Source organism: Winogradskyella ouciana, from assembly GCF_965284585.1.
Taxonomy (GTDB): Bacteria; Bacteroidota; Bacteroidia; order Flavobacteriales; family Flavobacteriaceae; genus Winogradskyella; species Winogradskyella ouciana.
In genome coordinates this window covers 1,182,384-1,202,864 of the sequence record NZ_OZ260095.1, presented here as the reverse complement: position 1 = coordinate 1,202,864, position 20,481 = coordinate 1,182,384, and the positions used below count along the sequence as shown (strand labels likewise).

Sequence of the window (20,481 nt, the reverse complement as noted above, 5' to 3'; positions counted from 1 at the left end):
ACCAAACCCAGGCATTTTGTCTGGGTTTTTCTTTTATAGTCTTCTCTTTTATGAAACCCATAATTTTAAACGTGAATTTTTATCATATTTTTATAGATAAACAGCCTTATTTAGTTCAAGAAATGCTATAATTTTGTGGTTTAAATTTTTTGATTATGAAAGTAGCAATAGTTGGCGCAACTGGTTTGGTAGGAAATGTAATGCTCAAAGTGTTAGAAGAGCGTAATTTCCCAATAGATGAATTATTATTGGTAGCTTCTGAGCGCTCTGTTGGTAAAAAAGTAAACTTCAAAGGAAAAGATTATGAGGTTATTAGCATACCGACAGCTATCGAAAAGAAGCCAGATATTGCTTTGTTTTCAGCAGGTGGAAGCACATCTTTAGAGTGGGCTCCAAAGTTTGCTGAAGTTGGTACAACGGTAATCGACAATTCCTCTGCTTGGAGAATGGACTTATCAAAAAAATTAGTAGTCCCAGAAATTAATGCCAATCAACTAACCAAAAATGATAAAATCATTGCTAACCCTAACTGTTCCACTATACAAATGGTAATGGCGTTGGCACCGCTTCATAAAAAATATAAAATTAAGCGTATTGTTGTTTCTACCTATCAATCGGTTTCTGGTACAGGCGTAAAAGCTGTTGAACAAATGGAAAATGAAATGGCTGGTGTAAAAGGCGAAATGGCTTACCACTATCCTATCCATAAGAATGCTATTCCTCATTGCGACGTTTTTGAAGAAAATGGGTACACCAAAGAGGAAATGAAATTGGTTAGAGAAACCCAAAAAATACTTGATGACAGAACCATTGCTGTAACTGCTACAGCAGTTAGAATACCAACAGCAGGTGGACATAGTGAAGCTGTTAATGTTGAGTTTGAAAATGATTTTGATTTGACCGAGGTTCGCCAACTTCTTAGTGAAACCGAAGGTGTTACCGTGCAAGATAATTTAGACGTTAATGTTTATCCAATGCCAATGTATGCCAACGGAAAGGATGATGTTTTTGTTGGACGTATTAGGCGTGACGGTTCACAGCCAAACACATTAAACCTTTGGGTGGTTAGCGATAACCTAAGAAAAGGTGCAGCGACCAATACTGTTCAAATTGCGGAGTATTTGGTTAAAGAAGGGTTGGTTTAATATCTTTTAAGTCTTTCGCAACAACAGTAATTTTTTGTATTTCAACTAATTAATTAATTTTTTAGTTGTAAATGTCTATATATTGGCCTCCCATTTTACCTAAGTTTTAAGAAAATTTGATAAAATCAGTTTTGTTAAATACTTATCTTTGAATTTAACATTGTTATCATTCAAAAAACCTAATTATGAAAAAATTACTTCTAATTACTGTAGTGCTAAGTATTTTTGTTTCTTGTAAAAACGAAACTGAAAAGGTGAAACCAATTTCCGTAGATTATCCCGAAACAAAAAAAGTTGATACTGTTGTTGACAATTACTTTGGCGAAGAGGTCCCAGACCCATATCGTTGGTTAGAAGACGATAGAAGCGAAGAAACAGAGGCTTGGGTAAAAGCTCAAAACGAAGTAACTTTTGGGTATTTAGACAATATCCCTTATCGTGAAGAATTAAAAGAACGTCTTTCTAAACTTTGGAATTACGAAAAAATAGGCGCTCCTTTCAAAGAAGGAGATTATACCTATTTCTATAAAAATAATGGGTTACAGAACCAATATGTCATCTATCGTTATAAAACAGGAGCTGATCCAAAAAATGCTGAGGTATTTTTAGATCCAAATACGTTTAAAGAAGATGGTACCATTTCATTGGGAGGAGTAAGCTTTTCAAAAAATGGAAAAGTTTTAGCCTATGCCATATCAGAGGGAGGAAGTGATTGGAGAAAAGTTTTGGTAATGAATGCTGAAACCAAAGAGATAGTCGAAGACACTTTAGTTGATATAAAGTTTAGTGGTATGTCTTGGTATAAAAATGACGGTTTTTATTACTCTAGCTATGACAAGCCTGAAGGAAGCGAACTGTCTGCTAAAACCGACCAGCACAAGGTTTACTATCATAAATTAGGCACTAAACAATCTGAAGACAAATTAATTTACGGAGGAGCTCCTGAAGAAAAACACCGTTATATTTATGGAGGTGTCACTGAAGACGATCGCTATTTAGTGATTACTCCAAGGGTTTCAACTTCTGGAAACAAGTTATACATTAAAGACTTAACTGTACCAAATGCTCCTTTAGTTGAGATTTTAGGACATACCGATTCTGATTCTAATATTATAGAAAATGTTGGTTCTAAGCTATATATTATGACCAACCTTAACGCTCCTAATCAAAAAATTGTCACAGTAGATGCATCTAATCCTACACCAGAAAATTGGGTGGATTTTATTCCTGAAACTGATAATGTATTAAGCCCGTCAACAGGTGGAGGTTACTTTTTTGCGGAATATATGGTAGATGCTGTTTCTAAAGTCTTACAATATGATTATGATGGGAACTTAGTTCGTGAGGTTGAATTACCAGGTGTTGGAAGCGCTGGTGGCTTCGGTGCCAAAAAAGAAGAAAAGGAATTATATTATTCGTTTACCAATTATGTAACTCCAGGAAGCATTTACAAATACGACATAGAAAATGGTACTTCAGAATTATATCGTAAACCAGATATAGATTTCAACCCAAATGATTATGAGAGTAAACAAATCTTTTACACTTCTAAAGATGGAACACAAGTGCCGATGATCATCACATATAAAAAAGGCATAGAACTTAATGGGAAAAATCCAACTATTCTTTATGGGTATGGTGGTTTCAATATATCTCTAACACCAAGTTTTAGTATCGCTAATGCCGTATGGATGGAACAAGGCGGTATATATGCTGTAGCCAATTTACGTGGTGGTGGAGAATATGGAAAGGCATGGCACAATGCAGGCACTAAAATGAAAAAACAAAATGTATTTGATGATTTTATTGCAGCAGCGGAATATCTCATAGACTCAAAGTATACCTCATCAGATTATTTAGCTATCAGAGGTGGTTCTAATGGAGGTTTGTTGGTTGGTGCCACTATGACCCAAAGACCAGATTTAATGAAGGTGGCATTACCTGCAGTTGGCGTTTTAGATATGCTGCGTTATCATACGTTTACAGCAGGAGCAGGATGGGCTTATGATTACGGAACCTCTGAAGACAGTAAAGAAATGTTTGATTATCTTAAAGGTTATTCACCTGTTCATAATGTAAAGGAAGGTGTCGAATATCCTGCAACTATGGTTACAACAAGCGATCATGATGATAGGGTTGTACCTGCTCACAGTTTTAAATTTGCAGCAGAATTACAGAGTAAACAAGCTGGAGACAATCCGGTTTTAATAAGAATAGAAACAGATGCTGGCCATGGTGCAGGAACTCCTGTCAGCAAGACTATAGAGCAGTATGCTGATATTTACGGTTTTACACTTTACAATATGGGATTTGATGTATTGCCGAGCAAAACCAAAGAAAAAGTAAAAGGGTAACACCGTTTTAGCTATTAACCAAATCATATTTTTTGTCACTTAACCAACTTCATAAGCAACTTAAAGAAAAGGATATTAAATTTCTTTTCACGGACTACTATGATACCATAGTACATAGACATGTGCACCCAAATTATGCTCAACGTTTGTGGGCTAAATTTATGATCAGGGAGTTGGGATTGTGTATTTCTATTGATAAACTATATTTTATACGACAAGAATCCGTAAACTATCTTGTTAATAAGTTAGGAAAGAGCATTGATGAAATTCCTTATCACAGGCAAAAAGAAGAAATTAGTAAAAGGTTAATCAACGATGATGTCATTTCTGTAAACGAAAAAGATGATTTTATCAACCTTTTTGAAGATGCAGATGTAAAAGCAGAGTCTAGCGTGCAATACATAGACCAAGATGTTCTGGATACCATCAAATACTTTAAGAGTAATGGAGGAAAGGTTTATATTGTTTCAGATTTCTATGGCGCCAAAACTCTTTTCGAAAAACTATTGACACATCATAAAATCATAGATTTATTCGATGGTATATATAGCTCGGCTGAATTGGAAAAAAGTAAGTCTTCAAATTCAATCTATGAACCAATTCTTTCAGAATTAAAAATAGAACCCGAAGAGGTAATGATGATTGGTGACAACTTAAAAAGTGATTACACCAATGCTATTAAAAATGGATTGAATGCCTATCACCTGCCTCATAAGAAGTATTTAAGGAAAAACAAGCGTAATAATTTTGGTAATGACAAAAAGCAACTAAAATCAATTATCAACGCTGTATATAAAAAATGCAAAAAAACCTCCGCTATACCATATACTGAATACGTTATATTTTATCACATCTTTGCCGAACGCTTATACGAAGTTGCCAAAAGAAAAAAAATTAAGAATTTATTCTTTCTTTCTCGCGAAGGGCAATATCTAAAAAAACTTTTTGACTCCTATCAAGATTTCGCTTTGATTGATGAAAGCCATAGAATAAAAACGCACTATTTAAAAATATCGAGGCATGCCGCACTTCAAATGTCCTTAAAAGATATTAATGAAGAGCCATTTACTTTTCTAAGTAAAAAGTATGGCAATATTTCAACTGAAGATTTTTTAATTGCCGTCAATTGCCCAGACAACCTTAGGGACAAGGTGATAAAAGAACTTAATATCGAAGGGAAGGCCAGTGTTAAAGGTTTTTTTAACTCTCCTATATTTGAGAGTTTAAAACAGAATGAAACCTTTGTTTCATATTATAACGAGCACAAGGATTTAAGCCGTAGGGCATTTGAAACATATATTCAGTCTTTTAACACCAACATTGAAGAAAACGGAATTCATCTCGTTGATATTGGTTGGGGAGGCACTATGCAAGAGGCCATTTATGCATTTTTTGATGAACAAATTCCGGTCACTGGTTATTATCTTGGTTTGAATGAAATCTATGATATACAACCTTTAACAAAACGACATGGATTAAACTTTTCCTTAATGCCTTATCCTGACTACCACGACCATATTATAATGGCGAATATGCAGCTTTACGAACAATTTTCTGCAGCAGATCATGGTAGTGCGTTAGATTACAGTTTAGATGCAGAGGGCTACACCTTAGAATATCATAAACCAGAAGAAAAGTGGCTTTACGAAAATCACATTAAGCCTCACCAAGAGCAAATGTATAGCCTACATAAAAAACTATTGGTCAATTTACAACCTTTGTGCTATTCCGAAGAAATGATGCAAGAGACCATGTCTAAAATAGCTTTAAAGGTTGGGCTGTTTCAGAGTGTCAAAAAATTAAAGTTTTTAGATACGTTAAGCCATGGCTTTTATCAAAATGTTGGGACAAATCAAGTTGGTATATCTTATGAACCACCAAAAATTAAAAGCCCTATTAAAAGTGCTATTAAATTCTTAATGACTCCTGAAAAATATTTTAGGTATTTAGTAAAGCTAAAACCTGTACTTTACAAAAAGAACAAGTTAATAACAATGCTTGCGCCTATGTATTTTGTTTATCTCTACATTAAGCTCAATAAATACATTAGGTTTAAAATCCTTAAGCGTTTTTTCCTTCTAAAATACAACGCTTTTAAGTAGGTAGGTCATCCCTTTTTATTGATTATTAACGATTTAATAAAAAAATCTTAGATTTACTCCTATTTTTGTAAAAAGTAGGGGTTTCTCAGTTTAGGTTGTTCTATTGATATAGACTAATAATTGTATGAAAAAGAAGTACGTACTCAGCTTATTTTTAGTCTTGCTTTTGCTGCATTTTTCCTGTGGTACAGATGACGGTACAACTCCGGTAAATATTGAAACTGTTGCAGATGACGCTGTATTAGCTCAAAACTCTGAGGTTGAAATCTTCATATTTGAAAATGATTCTAATATTCCTGAAATTGGCAGTCTGTCGCTTAGTTCTCCAACAATGGGAGTGGTACAAGTTATAGATGCTAATGGCACACCCAATAATCCGAGTGATGACTCTGTAGTTTACACGGCCAACCCTAATATAGTAGGGCAAGATTCTTTTCAGTATACCATATGTAATAATTCAGGGGAGTGTGAAACCGGAAATGTTTCCATTACAATTATATCTTCTTCTGTTGTGAATGTTTTTACTGGCGATACACCTCATCAAACACTTTCAGAGTATAATTTTTTTGAGGGAGATTTAAAAGATTTAAATCCCACATTTGGAGTGGTTCCTTACGATTTAATTTCCCCATTATTTACCGATTACGCTAAGAAAAAACGCTTTTTATGGTTGCCTAATGGCGTTAGCGCGAATTATGTAGACGATCATTCATCTCTTCAATTTCCCGAAGGCACAATTATTATTAAAAATTTTTATTATAATGATGTCCAACCTAATAATTCCACTAAAATCCTAGAGACTAGGATAATGTATAAAAAATCAACCGGGTGGGATTTTGCCAATTATGTATGGAACGAGAACCAAACAGAGGCTTTTTTTACTAATCAGGGCAGTACGGTATATATAAGTTGGCTTCAGGGCGAAAATATTAAAACAACAGACTACCGAATCCCTTCTAGAGCAGAATGCTTCACTTGTCATAATCAACTAGATGACCCTACGGTTATTGGTTTAAAACCACAAAACTTAAATAAGGATTATAACTATGCCAGCGGAATAGCTAATCAACTACGTAAGCTTAGCGAAATAGGCTATCTTAATTCTGATATACCAAACAATATTGAGACAACCGTGGCCTGGGATGACTCCTCCCAGCCCCTTGAAGAAAGAGTTCGTTCATATTTAGATATAAACTGTGCACATTGTCATTCAGACAACGGACATTGTAATTACAGACCTATGAGGTTTGAATTTCAGTTTACAGATGAACCCGAAAATATTGGAGTTTGTGTAGAACCTGAAACTCAATTCATTCCAAATTCTTATATTGTAAAGCCCAACGACACAGATCTATCCATACTCTATTACAGATTAAGTACCACTGACGAATCTTTTAGAATGCCCTTGCTAGGAAGGACTATTAATCATGAAGAAGGTATTGACCTTGTAGAGGAGTGGATTGCCTCATTAACTAATTGCGAATAACATAAATAAATATGAAAAATTTTACTTTACTTTTAATTGCTGTTGTATTGTCTTCCTTTGTGGGTAATGCTCAGTTTGTTTTTGATCCAATAGTTGGACCCACCAATGTTGCAGAAGGCTCTCCTGTTACCATAAATCTAAATAATGCTGCTAACTCAGCTAATGTATCTGCATCTTCAACAGGTACTTATAACTCTTTTTCTATTTCCGTAGATTGGGCAGCTGGCGCAGGAATTCCTTGGTCAACAGAAGCTGATTTGACTTTTACCACCTCTGCAGGTTCAACAACTATTGATCCACCTACAACTGGTGCTGCAAATTCAACTAGTAATACAGTTTTAACATTCCAAGGTAATTTAGCTGGTGTATACAATCCAGCTGTAGATGGATATATCGATTTAGTTTTAAATCAAAGTTATGGTGGTTCGGATGCCAATTGGTCGAACATCGTAGTGACTCTGATTGAAACTCCTAGTTGTCCAGATCCAATAAACCTTAATGCAACTAATGTCACGGAAACTTCTGCTGACATTCAATGGACAGAATCTGGCTCTGCTACCCAATGGAATATTGAATGGGGAACTAGCGGATTTACTCCAGGAACAGGCACAACAATAGCTAATGTTACTTCTACAACATATAGTTTGTCTGGTCTCTCTCAAGGAGTTTCGTATGATTTTTATGTACAATCAAATTGTGGAGGAGGCGACTTATCTAATTTTGCTGGACCTTTTAACTTTATTACCGCTGCTCCCGGTGGAACTTGCATTTCAGCAGTTAGCGTCAATGTAGAGTCCAATTGTAGCAGTGCAACACCAACGACTTTTGACTTTAGTGTTGCAGCAGACATAGATGCAAATAATGAAAACCCATCTTGTGACGCCGTTGGTAACTATGGGTATTTTATAAGTTTTACAGCCCCTGCTGTTGGGTCTGTTGCTATACATTTTAGTGGCGCCGCTAATGCTATTGGGCTCGAAGTGTATGATTCTTGTGGCGGCAACTCGGTTTCAAGTTGTACAAACAACGGTTTCGACGCGGGTGATAATTCTGGTCAAATAGGCGGCTTAACTCCTGGTGCTACATACTATGCTGTAATTTGGAGGGATCAACAGAGCGGTACTGCTGATATATGTATAGAAGAAGGCTCTAGTTGCCCGGGACCAAATAATTTAACAGCTTCTGGAGTAACTTTAGATTCTGCCGACTTAAGCTGGGCAGAAAATGGTTCTGCATCACAATGGAATTTAGAATGGGGAAACACTGGATTTCTTATAGGTTCGGGCAATATGGCTAATGGTTTAACAAATACATCCTATAATTTAACAGGGTTATCGCCAAGTACATCTTATGATTTTTATGTTCAATCGGTTTGTACGGGTGAAACTTCAAATTATTCTGGACCGTATACCTTTACCACACAAGCATTGTCAAGAATAAATTACTCACAACAACCGATTTCTGTGAGTGGCTCTGATTTAGCTGTGGTTGATATGGATGGTGACTTCTTAGATGATATTGTCGGAGTTTCTTCTACTAACGTAAACATAAAGAAACAAAACCCTGATGGTACATTTACGGATATTAATATCACAACGCCCAATGCAGACTACTTACCAAGCTGGAGTATAGCTGCAGCAGATATAGACGCCAATGGAAAAACAGATTTGTTATATGGTGCCGGTAGTGGTGTTACTTTTATGAAAGCCAGTAATGATGGGCTTAGTTTTGCTGAACAATCCACAACTGAATATGTGTTTTCGCAACGCTCAAACTTTGTTGATATTAATAACGATGGTAATCTTGATGCTTTTGTATGCCACGATGTTGAACCAAACGTATATTTTATTAACGACGGTACAGGTAATTTAACTTTCTACCAGTCTGATGTTACGCCAGGCGCACCGTATTCATTAGGTAACTATCCTTCTGGTGGCGATTATGGCTCAATTTGGATTGACTACAATAACGATGGGAATATAGACTTGTTTATAGCAAAATGTGGCGGCTCTGTAGAACGAAGAACCAATATGATGCTTACAAACAATGGTGATGGTACTTACTCAGAAAATGCTGCTGTCTTAGGTTTGGATGATCCTATGCAAACTTGGTCCTCTACTTGGGGAGATTATGATAACGATGGAGATATGGATGTTTTTGTAGGTGCAAGTTCAGGAAGTCATAAACTTATGATGAACAATGGCTTTACAGACGATGGAAACCCTAACAATGATTACTTATTTACAGATGTTACTGCTGGTGCCGGAATTTCCGCTCCAACTGGTTGGGAGAGTTCTTCCTTCGATATTGATAATGATGGTAATTTAGACATTATCAGTAATGGCTCCATAATGTACGGAAAAGGCGACATGACTTTTGAAGACGCAGATCCAAACCAATTAAATTATAAGAATGGTAGCTTCGGTGACTTAAACAATGATGGTTTTATAGACGCTTATTATAATGGTGTAAGGTATTATAACCAAGGTAACAGCAACAACTGGGTTAAAATAAACACTGTCGGTATGGCGCATGTTACACCAAACTACAGTAATAGAAATGGTATTGGTGCAAGAGTTGTGCTTACAACTCCTTCGGGTACTCAGATTAGAGATGTTAGAAGTGGTGAGGGGTTTGAGTTTATGAGCTCACTCAATACACATTTTGGAATTGGCTCGGATACAACTATAAACGAGATAAGAGTATATTGGCCTTCAGGTGAAATAGATGTTATTGAAAATCCTGGTTACAACACTACACATACAATAGTAGAGGGTTCTTCGCCATTAAGTGTAGAAGACGAAACCTTAAGTGACATTTCTATATATCCAAACCCAGTTGATGACGTTTTAATCATTAAAACAAGAGCAGATTTAACAGAAAAAATTGCAACTATTTTTGACGTTACGGGTAAAAGGGTTTACAACCAAAAGCTACTTACCAATGAGCTTAACGTTTCAAGCTTGCAAAGTGGTGTGTATTTCTTAAGGCTTGAATCTGATGGGAAAAGCATAAGACGAAAATTTATAAAAAAATAAAATCACCATATAACTATCCTTAAAACCGTTTGAGAAATCAAGCGGTTTTTTTATGGTATTTTTACAACATGCTTCAAGTAAAAAATATTTCTTTTGGGTATTCTTCAACTACTGTTTTAGAAGAAGTTGACTTTAGTATTGGAATTGGTGAAAACCTAGCCATTATTGGCGAAAGTGGCTCTGGAAAAAGTACCATGCTCAAACTAATTTACGGTGAATATGATTTAGAAGTCGGTGAAATTTTATGGAATGACATCAAAATTCTTGGGCCAAAATACAATCTGGTAATTGGCTATGACTTTATGAAATATGTTACCCAAGAGTTTGATTTAATGCCTTACACCTCTGTTGAAGAAAATATAGGCAAATACCTGTCTCGTTTTTATCCAAAGGAAAAAGAAAAACGGATTAAAGAACTGATTAAAGTTGTAGAGCTTGAGTCCTTTTCAAAAACTAAAGTTAAAAACTTAAGTGGTGGGCAAAAACAACGTGTTGCACTTGCTAGAGCATTAGCAAAAGAACCCGAAATCTTGTTACTAGATGAGCCTTTTAGCCACATTGATAATTTTAAAAAACAATCTTTAAGACGAAACCTTTTTAAGTATCTAAAGGAGAACAGCATTTCGTGTATTGTTGCGACTCACGACAAGAGTGACGTACTGGACTTTGCTGATAAAATGATTGTACTTCACAATAAAAAAATCATTGCCAAAGGCACACCTCAAGAGCTATACAAAAACCCTAAAATACCACTGATTGCTTCTTTTTTTGAAGAATTTTCGACTATAAATGATGAAATCTACTACGCACATCAACTTGAAATTGTAGAGCGATCTAATTTTAAAGCTCTTGTGAAACAGTCTTATTTTAACGGTAATTCTTGGTTGATTGAAGCAGAATATAATAGTGATTCTGTTTTCATTACTCACAGAAACTTCTTAGAAAAAGACACTGTTGTGTATTTTAATATCAAAAAATAACTTTTACTTATCAAACTTCTTCAACAACGCTGGTAAATAAAATATATCCGTTATCAATGCAATCGCAACCGTAACCGCACACAACAAACCAAAATCCTTAACGGAAGGTGTGGCACTTGAGGCAATAATCAAAAAACCACCAACCAAAGCGATAGTTGTAGAAATCAATGCGCTTCCCGTATAATGCATCGCATTATCCATTCGGTTTTTTGGGGAGCCTTTTATGGTTTTACTTCGTCTGTATTTGTGCACTAAGTGGATGGTGTCGTCCATAGCAATACCCAACATAATGGGTGTAATCATTGCCGTGGTCACATCCAACGGAATATCCAACAAGCTCATAAAAATTGCCAACACTGCAAGTGGTAATAAGTTAGGTATTAAAACCAATAGCGTGGTTCGCAATTGCTTAATAAAAATTAAAAGACAAAGAAACGCCACAAAAAAAGCAGCAAAAAACGATTTAAATTGTGTCTCTAGAATGAAGTTATTGAGCTGTGCAAACACAACAGCAAATCCGTTAATTTTTAAATTGTAATCTTCAACATTAAAGGTCGCTTCAAAATCCCTCTGAATATCTTCCAGTACTTTTTCTAGTTCAGAGGTTTTCATTTCTCCTAGCGTCAACGTGAATCCTGCAGTTGATAGATCTTCAGAAAAGAGCTTGAAGAAGCTGTTATCATTACTATCAACTTCAGCTAACGTGTTTTTTAATTTTTCTTCAGAAATGTTGGATTGAAATAAAACAGGAGTTCGTTTTTCCAAAAAGGATTTTATAGTAACTACCGAAACCGGACTCGCAATAAATGGATTGTCCTCCAATCTATTTTGAAAATCTTCAAGTTGTTTTATGGCGTCTCTATTCAGAATAACGTCTCCATTTACTGTAGAAATATTGAGCTGTAAACGGTTGCTTCCACCGAGTTCAACTTCAACAGTTCTTAAATCTTGTTTTGCTGTTCCTTCTGCCAAAAGGTCACGGGAATTGGTATCAATTTTAACTTGAAATATAGAATATATACCAAACAAGAGAATTGCCGAAAAGCCCACTATTATTGTCGTTTTATATTGGGAAGTCACACTATTAATCCAATTAATAAACGCATTTTGATTCCACTTTTTTAAGCTTAAAAGCGGTTTGGCCTTTTCAAAATTATGAGTCTTAAAACTGAAGCCAATAATGGTAATTACATAAACCAAAATAAAACTGAGCAACAGACCAATACAGGTAAAAACACCCATATTTTTAAACGCTGGCAATGGCGACAAATACAGTGCAAAATAGCCTACGAAGGTGGTCAATGTGGTGTAAAAACAAGGCGTAAGACTTTTTTTGATAGCAATAGTCAGCAGGTCAATTTTGTTCGACGATTGATTTAAAATGCCTTCTTTATGGTAGATGTTAATGATATGAACAGCATCACTAACACTGTAAACCATTAATATGGTTGGGATGAGCATAGATATCATATTGAGTGCATATCCCAAGGATGTTATGAGTCCAAATAACAGGGTTATTGGAACCGCTACCGACAAAAGTGAAATAATTAAATAACGCTTACTCGGCAACATAAACAAAAGTAAAATTGTGATTACCAAAACGGTTAAAATCCCAAAGGTTAAGCTCTCTTTGTAAATCCCTTTACTATACGCTTCATTTAATACTGGTGGACCTGTTAGATAATAATTTGAAAATTCCTTATCTAAAATTGTACGTATCCCCCCAGCAATATCTTGGCGTTTGGCTTCAATCGTCGGAGTTGGGTTGAGCTGAATATAAAAGAATTGATTTCTGTAGTCTTTGGTCACCAATTGCGAAGTAATATTCGGTAATTTTGAAAAGAGGTTTTTTAATCCTTTTTCACTACGTTTCGGATTGTAGAGGTTATCAAAATTTATTTTGCTGTTGGCATAAATAGGGTATTTGGCTTTAGCCAAACTGAACGTTGTCTCCACGTAAGGTAAGTCTTCGAAAGTTTTATGAAGCTTTTTTAACCTATTTATTTCAATTTCGCCAATGGCATTTTCAACAGGAAGCATAGCAATAAAGATTTCATCTGAACCAAAATTTTCCTGAAAATCTATATACGCTTTATAGCTAGGATCATCCTCTAAAAACCAAATAGACAATGAATTGTCAACACTGAGTTTATTTATGGTTTGGTAAGCTGAAACACCCATCAGCAACACCAAAACAATAATGATTGCTATTCTGAATTTGATGATAGTTGATATGATGGCTTTTAATTTATTCATTTATCATTACTGCGAAAGCAGGGATCTATTTTAGTTTAGTTTATATCATAATGATACTACTGCTTTCGCAGGAAGGGCAACGTGCACAAAGGCATAAGCACCAAATTGCCCATGATGACTAATGCTCACTTTGATTTTTTCTGAATTAAAACTCACGGTCGGAATTCCAAACTCTGATTTCTGAAGTTTTAGTTCTGAAAAAGGAACTTGATGTGTTCTTGAAATGCTGCTCAATAACGCTGATTTAGTTTCTTTGCTCTGTGATTTATGATGTCTTACGTTAAGTCGAATGACTTCTGAATTCATTTCAAAAAGATTTAACCGTGCTTCAGAAATTATATAGTTTGAAGTTACTTTTGATTGTATGTAACATTCAAAGTCTTTGAAAAACACTTTTTGGTTTTTATTTTGAACTGCACACTCAAAAGATTTGGGGCTATAAAATCGGCTTGGATTTAGCTGTGTGTAAAGTTTATAAGCAGCTTCTTTCATTGACCACAGTTGCCATACTTTTAAAAACGGATTATTAGAATTTTTAATGTATTGTTGCTCATTTGGCGTAAATAATTTTTCTAAGAAGCGAGGACGTTGCCAATTAGAGGACGTTTTTGCTTCAGCCAAATCAACAATATCATTGCCAACCATTAATTATCTAATTTGGTGTTTATAATTTGCATAGCTGACTTAACATCGAGCATTTTCTCCATGTCCTCATTTTCCAACCTTATATCAAATTCGTCTTCGATATCAAGAATAATATCAACTAAATTTGCTGAATTTATCTTCAGGTCTTTTACAAAATCGGTGTCTTCAGATAGGTTTTTAAAAGCTTCTTCGTCTTGAACATAGGGTGCTATTATGGTTTTTAGTTTTGGGATTAATTCTTCTTTGTTCATAGCTTGTTATTGTATTGTAAAGTTACGCTATAAATAGCATCTATGAAATAGAAAAATATAAGGCTAACTATCTGTCACACTGACAGCGAATTATAAATGAAACTTCTTAAAAACCACACAAGCATTAACATCGCCAAAACCAAAACTTGCCTTCGCTAGAACATCAAAATTTAAATCTATTTTTTCCGTAGGAATTTTTTCTGAATCGATAAGTGCTTCAATTTCAGGATGCAAGTCTTCACAGTTGATGTTTGGTGCAATAAATTGTTCTTTTAATTGAATCACGCTCGCCACACACTCAATCGCGCCAGCAGCAGCCAAGCAATGGCCAATCATGGATTTAGTAGAATTTACATATGGGAAATCAATACCTGTTCGATTTAAGGCTTTGGTCCAATTTTCAATTTCTAGAGCATCTTTAGTAGTAGCTGTCAGATGACCATTTATTACTTCAATGTCATTTGACAAAATTCCAGAATTTTCAATTGCTTTTTTGATGCAACGTTTTACGGCTTCTGGATTTGGTGCGGTCAATGTACCGCCTTCTCGTTGTCCACCAGAATTAACTTCTCCACCTAAAACCTCAGCATAAATAGTTGTACCACGCTCTAACGCACTCTCAAGAGATTCTAAAACCAAAGTGCCTGCACCACTTCCAGGGACAAAACCTGATGCTGTGGCACTCATTGGTCTTGAGGCTTTTTCTGGTTCATTATTATGCTTGTAAGTCATTACGCGCATGGCATCAAATCCGCCCCAAATATATGGTCCATCGTCGCTGCAACTGCCAACAAGCATACGTTTGGCTTTTCCATTTTGAATACGGTCAAAACCCATCAACAATGCTTCTGTTCCTGTTGTGCAAGCTGAAGAATTTGTTGTAACCTGGTTGCCCAAACCTAACATTCCACTCAGATATGCACTAACTCCACTTGCCATGGTTTGTAACACCACTGTGCTTCCCAAACGACGCACTTTGCCTTCATCGACTCCATGAATGGCTTCTCTGAACTTCTCGACACCAGATGTTCCTGTTCCGAAAATAAGTCCCGTATCATAATCCAATTCACTTTCTGGATTCATATTAAAACCAGCATCTTTCCAGGCGTCTACACCAGCGATACAACCATACAAAATTCCAGAGCTATTAAATCCCCTTAATTGTAAATCTGTAAAATATTTTGACTTTAAGTCTTCAGAAATATTTGGAGTGCCACCAATTTGACAAGAAAAATTGAGGTCTTTTAGGTTCTGGTGAAATGTGATTCCAGATTTACCTTCTCTTAGCGCATCTGTGAATTCTGTCACTCCCACTCCGTTTGGTGCGACTACTCCCAAACCTGTTATGACTACTCTTTTTTTCATTTTTTCCAATTGTGAGATTACTGCCTACGCAGGAATTGTTATCATTCCCGAAATATTTCCGCGAGCCACCAATTCTTCTTTTTCATTCAACATCCTCACCTTACATTTCAACTTATTGAAACGAAAGATTTCTTTTTCTGAAACCACAGTTACTTTTGCGTTGGGCAAAACCGGTAAATAGAAATCCATTTGATGTGACGTCAATACTATTTGTGGGTTTTTGCTATCATCTAATTCGTTTTTCATTAAATATATCCCTAGACAAACTAATCCTATTTGCGCCATGCATTCTGTTAAGATCACTCCAGGCGTTATTGGGTTGTCCTTAAAATGGCCTTTGTAAAACATTTCATCACTTTTAAAGGTGTAGTGACCTTTGATTTTTTCTTCTGAAATTTCATCTATGCCATCTACGAATATAAATGGATTTTGATAGGGTAAAAGGTTTATGATGTCATTCTTATTCATAGTTTCTTTATAACTTCTCAATACAATTTTCTCGTTCCTCAAAAATCACTCGAAGTGACATTTTATTTATAATTTATGACAGATGTTCTCCTCCATCAACAGGAATCACAGTTCCCGTAATCCAAGACGCTTCATCCTTGCTCAATAAATATACAGCATTTGCAACATCTTCTGGCAGTGTTAATCGTTTGTTTGGATTGCGTTTAAGAGTGTGTTCTATTATTTTTTTGCTTCCTGGAATCATGCGTAAAGATGATGTATCTGTAACTCCCGCTTGAATGCAGTTGGCTTTAATTCCGTATGGTGCAAACTCCAATGCTATGTTCCTCGTAATGGCTTCAAGCGTGACTTTGGCCGCTGAAACTGTTGCATAATTTGGCCAAGCCTTAGTATTGCCTTCGCTTGTAAAACTTATGATTCTGGCATCTTCTGAAAACAAACCTGCTTCATAAATGGCTTTTGTCCAATCGTAAAGACTTATTGCCATCGCATTTATAGTTAAATTGAAGTCATCATTTTTTAATTCCGGTTTTTCGTTTGAAACCATTGGTTTTAAATTGCCTTTGGCGACGCTGTGAACAAGGGTTCTAATTTTCCCGTCACTTCCAAAAGTTTCTTTTAGTTCTTGGATGACTTCGTTTCTTTTTTCACTTTTAAAAGCATCGATATTGAAGGATTTAAATTTTACTCCTTCATTTTTTATAGTTTTAAATTCTGATTGTATTTCTTCTTTCTGCAGTCTGGAATTTCTATGAACGATGCAGATATTCATGCCGTGTTTGGCTAGTTTTTTTGCTGTTGCCAAACCTAAGCCGCTACTGCCTCCTAAAATGAGTGCCCAATAATTTTTGCTTTTGAATTCTTTCATTTTCGTATTAATATTGAGGTTTCGAAACACTTCGACTGCGCTCAGTGTGATATAGATTTTCATTTGGATTACCACTCCAACAAAATACGCTGCGCCGAAAAGCCAGGCCCAAAACTGAGCATTAGGCCTTTGTCTCCTTTTGGCAAATCCCTGTCCATAAATCGCTCTAGCACGTAAAGTACTGTTGCGCTACTCATATTGCCATATAATCGTAAAACCTCTTTAGTATCGTCTATATTCTTGCCCAATTCTCCGAATAATTCTTCTACAGTCTGTACTATTTTTTTTCCTCCTGGATGAAATACCAAATGGTCTATATCTTCAATCGTAAGATTGTTTCGCTCTAAAAACGGATGAATTATTTTAGGAAAATGGTCTGCAATGGTTTGTGGAACTGATTGGTCTAACACCATTTGTAGACCAGAATTTTTCAATTTAAAACCCATCATATGTTCGGCATCAAAGAAATGGTACATGGCTTCGTCTTTTATTTCTGGGCCTTTTTCATCTTCATACGATGATAAAATCACACTTGCACAACCATCACCAAAGATTGCAGCACTTACAACATTCACCATAGAGTAATCATCGAGTTGAAAGGTTGCCGTTGGCGATTCTACCGCAATCACCGCTGCTCGTTTATTCGGGTTGGCTTTTAGAAAATTCTTGGCATATATAATTCCTGAAACTCCTGCTGCACAACCCATTTCGGTTACTGGGAGACGTACAATATCTTGTTTCATTTCAAGATTATTAATAAGATAGGCATCTAACGACGGAATCATAATGCCAGTGCAACTCACCGTAATTATATAATCAATGTCAGTAGGTTTTAGTTGGGCTTTTTTCAATGCTTTAAGCAAACTTTTCTCTGCTAATATTATCGCCTCCCTAGTGTAAATATCGTTTTTTTCCTCAAAAGACGTTTTGTTGAAAACCTCTTCGGCATCCATTATGGAATAGCGTTTATCTACTGCTGCATTTTCAAAAATCTTTAGGACTTTTCTTTTAAAACGTTCTTCTTTTCCATTTAGCCATAGTTCCACAAAGGGTAAAATGTCTTTGGTCTCTCTGGTATATTTTGGTAATTGTTTTGCAACTGATGTAATTCTAACTGCCATTTATTTTTGAATTAGCCATTGGTAACGAAATGCCCATTTCCAGCGGATTTGTGATTTGAGGTGTAGTTGTTGTGATATTTCTTCTAATTCTTCTCGTTTAAAAGCACGAAGAATAGAGGTTAATCCATCTTGTTTTATCATTTGGTTGGTTATCACCAAACCTAATAATTTAAAGAGTCCGTAGGCCAATTTACTCCTTTGTAAGTCATTTATAACCAAACCAATATTAGCATTGGCATATAATTTTTTTAATAATTTTTTTATTTCCTCTTCTTTAAAATGATGCAGAAAAAGTGTTGTAAGCGCAATATCAAAATTCAAAGTTTCAAATTGGTCCGAAAAAATATCGATACTTTTAAAAGTTATATTAGGATACTCAGAAGATAGTTCCGTGGCATAAGCAATTGCATCTTGGTTGGCATCGATACCTATTAATCTAAAGCTATATTGATGTTTACGACCATATTTTGCCACCTGCCTTAGTATGTCTCCGTGTCCACAGCCCAAATCTATAATGGTATAGGTTTTATTCTTTGGCTGGTTTTTTAAAAGCTGAATAATACCATTTAAAGTCACACGGTTTCCTCCTAGCCATTTATTGATGTTACCGAGTTTATCCAAGGTGTCGCGTAACAATTCCCCTTTTAGAGAAAAATCGTCCATGAGCTCAGTTTTATTGCTTCGATATTTAGTGTTTATAAATAAATTCACTACGCTTTCATAGGTTTACCATGTGTCATTTTAATGATTAAAGGAACTAAAAACGGAAACCATCTCAACATAATCAATAGCTTTGGAGCTAACCAATTTTGCCTAAACAAATACGCAATTGTGTGGCCAATTTTTAATCTAAATCTAAATGTTTGTTGCCAACGCTTGGCATAATGTTTCTCCAATTTTTCCCTAGACTCAATTTTTCCTTGAAGATAATCAATAATCAGCTCTGATGCTAATTGTGCACTTCTTATAGCCATTCCCATTCCATTGCCGCACAAGGGGTGAATCATTCCTGCAGAATCGCCACACATTATGATATGGCTTTCTATTGGCTGTTTAGTTTCAAATGAAATCTGGCTGATCGTCAAAGGATTTTCAAATTGAATTTCAGAATTATTGAAAATCTCTTTTAATGCAGAATTTTTGAACACTACTTCTTCCTGAAAAGATTCAATATCCTTATACTTTTTAAAAGCTTTAAAATCTGTGATATAGCATAAATTGATGTGGTCGTTTTCAACTTTTGAAACACCGCAATAACCTCCTTTAAAGTTATGAAGCGCAACTTTATCCTCAGGAAATACTCCTGAAACATGAAGTTTCACTCCTAAATAAGGCGACTTATTTTTTATGAATTTTCGGTTGAATTTAACATCTAGATTCGATCGTTTCCCGAATGCACCAATTACTATTTTTGAATGGAATGTTCCATTGGATTTAGCTTCTACTTTAAAAATATCCTGTTCAAAGTCTACATCAATTACGGAATCTTGAAGTACTTCCACTCCATTAGAAACGGCCAATTTATATAGCTGAAAATCCATTGCATAGCGACTCATGCCGAAACCTCCTAAAGGTAAATTGGCCTGAATCTTTTTATTATTATGTGTTGTTAACTCAAACTTAGAAATGACTTTAGCACCAAAACTAAATGGATTAAAGCCTAAATACTTCAAGTATGGCAATACTTCGTTAGACACATATTCACCACAAACTTTATGTTTTGGATAGCTGTTTTTTTCAATAACCAAGACTTCAATATTGTACTTAGCTAAGTGTATGGCACTTGCTAATCCGGCTAAACCACCACCAATGATTATAACATCGAAGTCTTGTTTGCGCATTAGATATCTTGGTAATGTGTCACATTAATTTTGACCGTTTTACCCATTATGAAACTACCACGTCCAATATCAAAATCTTTGCGGTTGATTTCAAAATATGAGGTAATTTTATATTCACCATCTACCTTCTCTATGGCAATAGGAATTGTGATTTTCTTTGTCTTCCCCTTAATAGTTAAATGGGCTGTTACCTCATAACTGCCGACTTTTAATATTTTGATTGCGGTACTCTTCAGGGTAATTTTTTGGTGCTTCTTTGCGTTAAAATAATCTTCCTCTAAGATATGTTCGTCTCTACTATCAATTCCCGTTTCTATTGAAGATACATCAATAGTGCCCGCAATGTCATTCAGCTTACCATCTGAATCAAAATCAGCAGTTATGACAAATTCATTGAAATGACCATCTACATTAACGCCAAGGTTTTTAATGATGAAATCTATGCTAGAGCCTTGAGCATTTGCATTCCCAAAACAAAACAAACTAATAAATAGAATTAAAAGACGTTGCATAATAACAGTTTTTCTTTGTTAAGTTACTGTACAACCAAAACACTTTAAA

General features: G+C 35.4%; 16 protein-coding genes. 6 read left to right on the top strand and 10 right to left on the bottom strand.

The window, feature by feature from the left end:
- Window positions 1–155: 155 nt before the first annotated feature.
- From ACQ65V_RS05400 to ACQ65V_RS05375, 6 genes are all read left to right on the top strand, one after another.
- Entirely contained in the window at window positions 156–1,145 is a 990-nt protein-coding gene (locus tag ACQ65V_RS05400) for an aspartate-semialdehyde dehydrogenase (RefSeq protein ID WP_430467162.1), read from the top strand.
- 185 nt (window positions 1,146–1,330) lie between these two features.
- Window positions 1,331–3,499, top strand: a complete 2,169-nt coding sequence (locus ACQ65V_RS05395; protein ID WP_430467161.1) for a prolyl oligopeptidase family serine peptidase — start codon at window positions 1,331–1,333, stop codon at window positions 3,497–3,499.
- A gap of 32 nt (window positions 3,500–3,531) precedes the next feature.
- Entirely contained in the window at window positions 3,532–5,601 is a 2,070-nt protein-coding gene (locus ACQ65V_RS05390; RefSeq protein ID WP_430467160.1) for an HAD family hydrolase, read from the top strand.
- Between the two features lie 124 nt (window positions 5,602–5,725).
- Complete coding sequence (locus ACQ65V_RS05385) at window positions 5,726–7,087, top strand: Ig-like domain-containing protein (RefSeq protein ID WP_430467159.1); 1,362 nt, start codon at window positions 5,726–5,728, stop codon at window positions 7,085–7,087.
- A gap of 11 nt (window positions 7,088–7,098) precedes the next feature.
- A complete protein-coding gene (locus ACQ65V_RS05380; protein WP_430467158.1) occupies window positions 7,099–10,125 on the top strand; it encodes an FG-GAP-like repeat-containing protein in 3,027 nt (1,008 codons plus the stop codon).
- A gap of 68 nt (window positions 10,126–10,193) precedes the next feature.
- Window positions 10,194–11,105 (top strand): ABC transporter ATP-binding protein, encoded by a 912-nt coding sequence (locus tag ACQ65V_RS05375; protein ID WP_430467157.1) that lies wholly within the window; start codon window positions 10,194–10,196, stop codon window positions 11,103–11,105.
- A 3-nt stretch (window positions 11,106–11,108) separates the two neighbouring features.
- Here ACQ65V_RS05375 and ACQ65V_RS05370 read toward each other — a convergent pair whose 3' ends face one another.
- From ACQ65V_RS05370 to ACQ65V_RS05325, 10 genes are all read right to left on the bottom strand, one after another.
- Window positions 11,109–13,361: an efflux RND transporter permease subunit gene (locus ACQ65V_RS05370; protein WP_430467156.1), complete on the bottom strand. Its 2,253-nt coding sequence runs from the start codon at window positions 13,359–13,361 to the stop codon at window positions 11,109–11,111.
- Between the two features lie 45 nt (window positions 13,362–13,406).
- Window positions 13,407–14,006: a 4'-phosphopantetheinyl transferase family protein gene (locus ACQ65V_RS05365; RefSeq protein WP_430467155.1), complete on the bottom strand. Its 600-nt coding sequence runs from the start codon at window positions 14,004–14,006 to the stop codon at window positions 13,407–13,409.
- Window positions 14,006–14,257 carry an acyl carrier protein gene (locus ACQ65V_RS05360; protein ID WP_412559551.1) on the bottom strand — a complete coding sequence of 84 codons (252 nt, stop codon included), beginning with the start codon at window positions 14,255–14,257 and terminating at the stop codon, window positions 14,006–14,008. Before ACQ65V_RS05360 ends, ACQ65V_RS05365 begins: the two co-directional genes overlap by 1 nt.
- Before the next feature lie 90 nt (window positions 14,258–14,347).
- Complete coding sequence (locus ACQ65V_RS05355) at window positions 14,348–15,622, bottom strand: beta-ketoacyl-[acyl-carrier-protein] synthase family protein (protein WP_430467154.1); 1,275 nt, start codon at window positions 15,620–15,622, stop codon at window positions 14,348–14,350.
- Between the two features lie 24 nt (window positions 15,623–15,646).
- A complete protein-coding gene (locus tag ACQ65V_RS05350; RefSeq protein ID WP_430467153.1) occupies window positions 15,647–16,090 on the bottom strand; it encodes a 3-hydroxyacyl-ACP dehydratase FabZ family protein in 444 nt (147 codons plus the stop codon).
- 73 nt (window positions 16,091–16,163) lie between these two features.
- Window positions 16,164–16,958, bottom strand: coding sequence for an enoyl-ACP reductase FabI (locus ACQ65V_RS05345; protein ID WP_430467152.1), 795 nt, complete (start codon window positions 16,956–16,958; stop codon window positions 16,164–16,166).
- 68 nt (window positions 16,959–17,026) lie between these two features.
- On the bottom strand, window positions 17,027–18,079 hold the full coding sequence (locus ACQ65V_RS05340; RefSeq protein ID WP_430467151.1) for a type III polyketide synthase: 1,053 nt from the start codon (window positions 18,077–18,079) through the stop codon (window positions 17,027–17,029).
- A complete protein-coding gene (locus tag ACQ65V_RS05335; RefSeq protein WP_430467150.1) occupies window positions 18,080–18,742 on the bottom strand; it encodes a methyltransferase domain-containing protein in 663 nt (220 codons plus the stop codon).
- Window positions 18,743–18,789: 47 nt separating this feature from the next.
- Window positions 18,790–19,920, bottom strand: a complete 1,131-nt coding sequence (locus ACQ65V_RS05330; RefSeq protein ID WP_430467149.1) for an NAD(P)/FAD-dependent oxidoreductase — start codon at window positions 19,918–19,920, stop codon at window positions 18,790–18,792.
- A complete protein-coding gene (locus tag ACQ65V_RS05325; protein ID WP_430467148.1) occupies window positions 19,920–20,432 on the bottom strand; it encodes a YceI family protein in 513 nt (170 codons plus the stop codon). Before ACQ65V_RS05325 ends, ACQ65V_RS05330 begins: the two co-directional genes overlap by 1 nt.
- Window positions 20,433–20,481: the final 49 nt, after the last annotated feature.

Excerpts from the sequence above, each read along its gene's own strand:
- ACQ65V_RS05400 (WP_430467162.1), top strand. The coding sequence starts at position 156 with ATGAAAGTAGCAATAGTTGGCGCAACTGGTTTGGTAGGAAATGTAATG.
- ACQ65V_RS05395 (WP_430467161.1), top strand. The coding sequence starts at position 1,331 with ATGAAAAAATTACTTCTAATTACTGTAGTGCTAAGTATTTTTGTTTCT.
- ACQ65V_RS05385 (WP_430467159.1), top strand. The coding sequence starts at position 5,726 with ATGAAAAAGAAGTACGTACTCAGCTTATTTTTAGTCTTGCTTTTGCTG.
- ACQ65V_RS05380 (WP_430467158.1), top strand. The coding sequence starts at position 7,099 with ATGAAAAATTTTACTTTACTTTTAATTGCTGTTGTATTGTCTTCCTTT.
- ACQ65V_RS05375 (WP_430467157.1), top strand. The coding sequence starts at position 10,194 with ATGCTTCAAGTAAAAAATATTTCTTTTGGGTATTCTTCAACTACTGTT.
- ACQ65V_RS05370 (WP_430467156.1), bottom strand. The coding sequence starts at position 13,361 with ATGAATAAATTAAAAGCCATCATATCAACTATCATCAAATTCAGAATA.
- ACQ65V_RS05365 (WP_430467155.1), bottom strand. The coding sequence starts at position 14,006 with ATGGTTGGCAATGATATTGTTGATTTGGCTGAAGCAAAAACGTCCTCT.
- ACQ65V_RS05360 (WP_412559551.1), bottom strand. The coding sequence starts at position 14,257 with ATGAACAAAGAAGAATTAATCCCAAAACTAAAAACCATAATAGCACCC.
- ACQ65V_RS05355 (WP_430467154.1), bottom strand. The coding sequence starts at position 15,622 with ATGAAAAAAAGAGTAGTCATAACAGGTTTGGGAGTAGTCGCACCAAAC.
- ACQ65V_RS05350 (WP_430467153.1), bottom strand. The coding sequence starts at position 16,090 with ATGAATAAGAATGACATCATAAACCTTTTACCCTATCAAAATCCATTT.
- ACQ65V_RS05345 (WP_430467152.1), bottom strand. The coding sequence starts at position 16,958 with ATGAAAGAATTCAAAAGCAAAAATTATTGGGCACTCATTTTAGGAGGC.
- ACQ65V_RS05340 (WP_430467151.1), bottom strand. The coding sequence starts at position 18,079 with ATGGCAGTTAGAATTACATCAGTTGCAAAACAATTACCAAAATATACC.
- ACQ65V_RS05335 (WP_430467150.1), bottom strand. The coding sequence starts at position 18,742 with ATGGACGATTTTTCTCTAAAAGGGGAATTGTTACGCGACACCTTGGAT.
- ACQ65V_RS05330 (WP_430467149.1), bottom strand. The coding sequence starts at position 19,920 with ATGCGCAAACAAGACTTCGATGTTATAATCATTGGTGGTGGTTTAGCC.
- ACQ65V_RS05325 (WP_430467148.1), bottom strand. The coding sequence starts at position 20,432 with ATGCAACGTCTTTTAATTCTATTTATTAGTTTGTTTTGTTTTGGGAAT.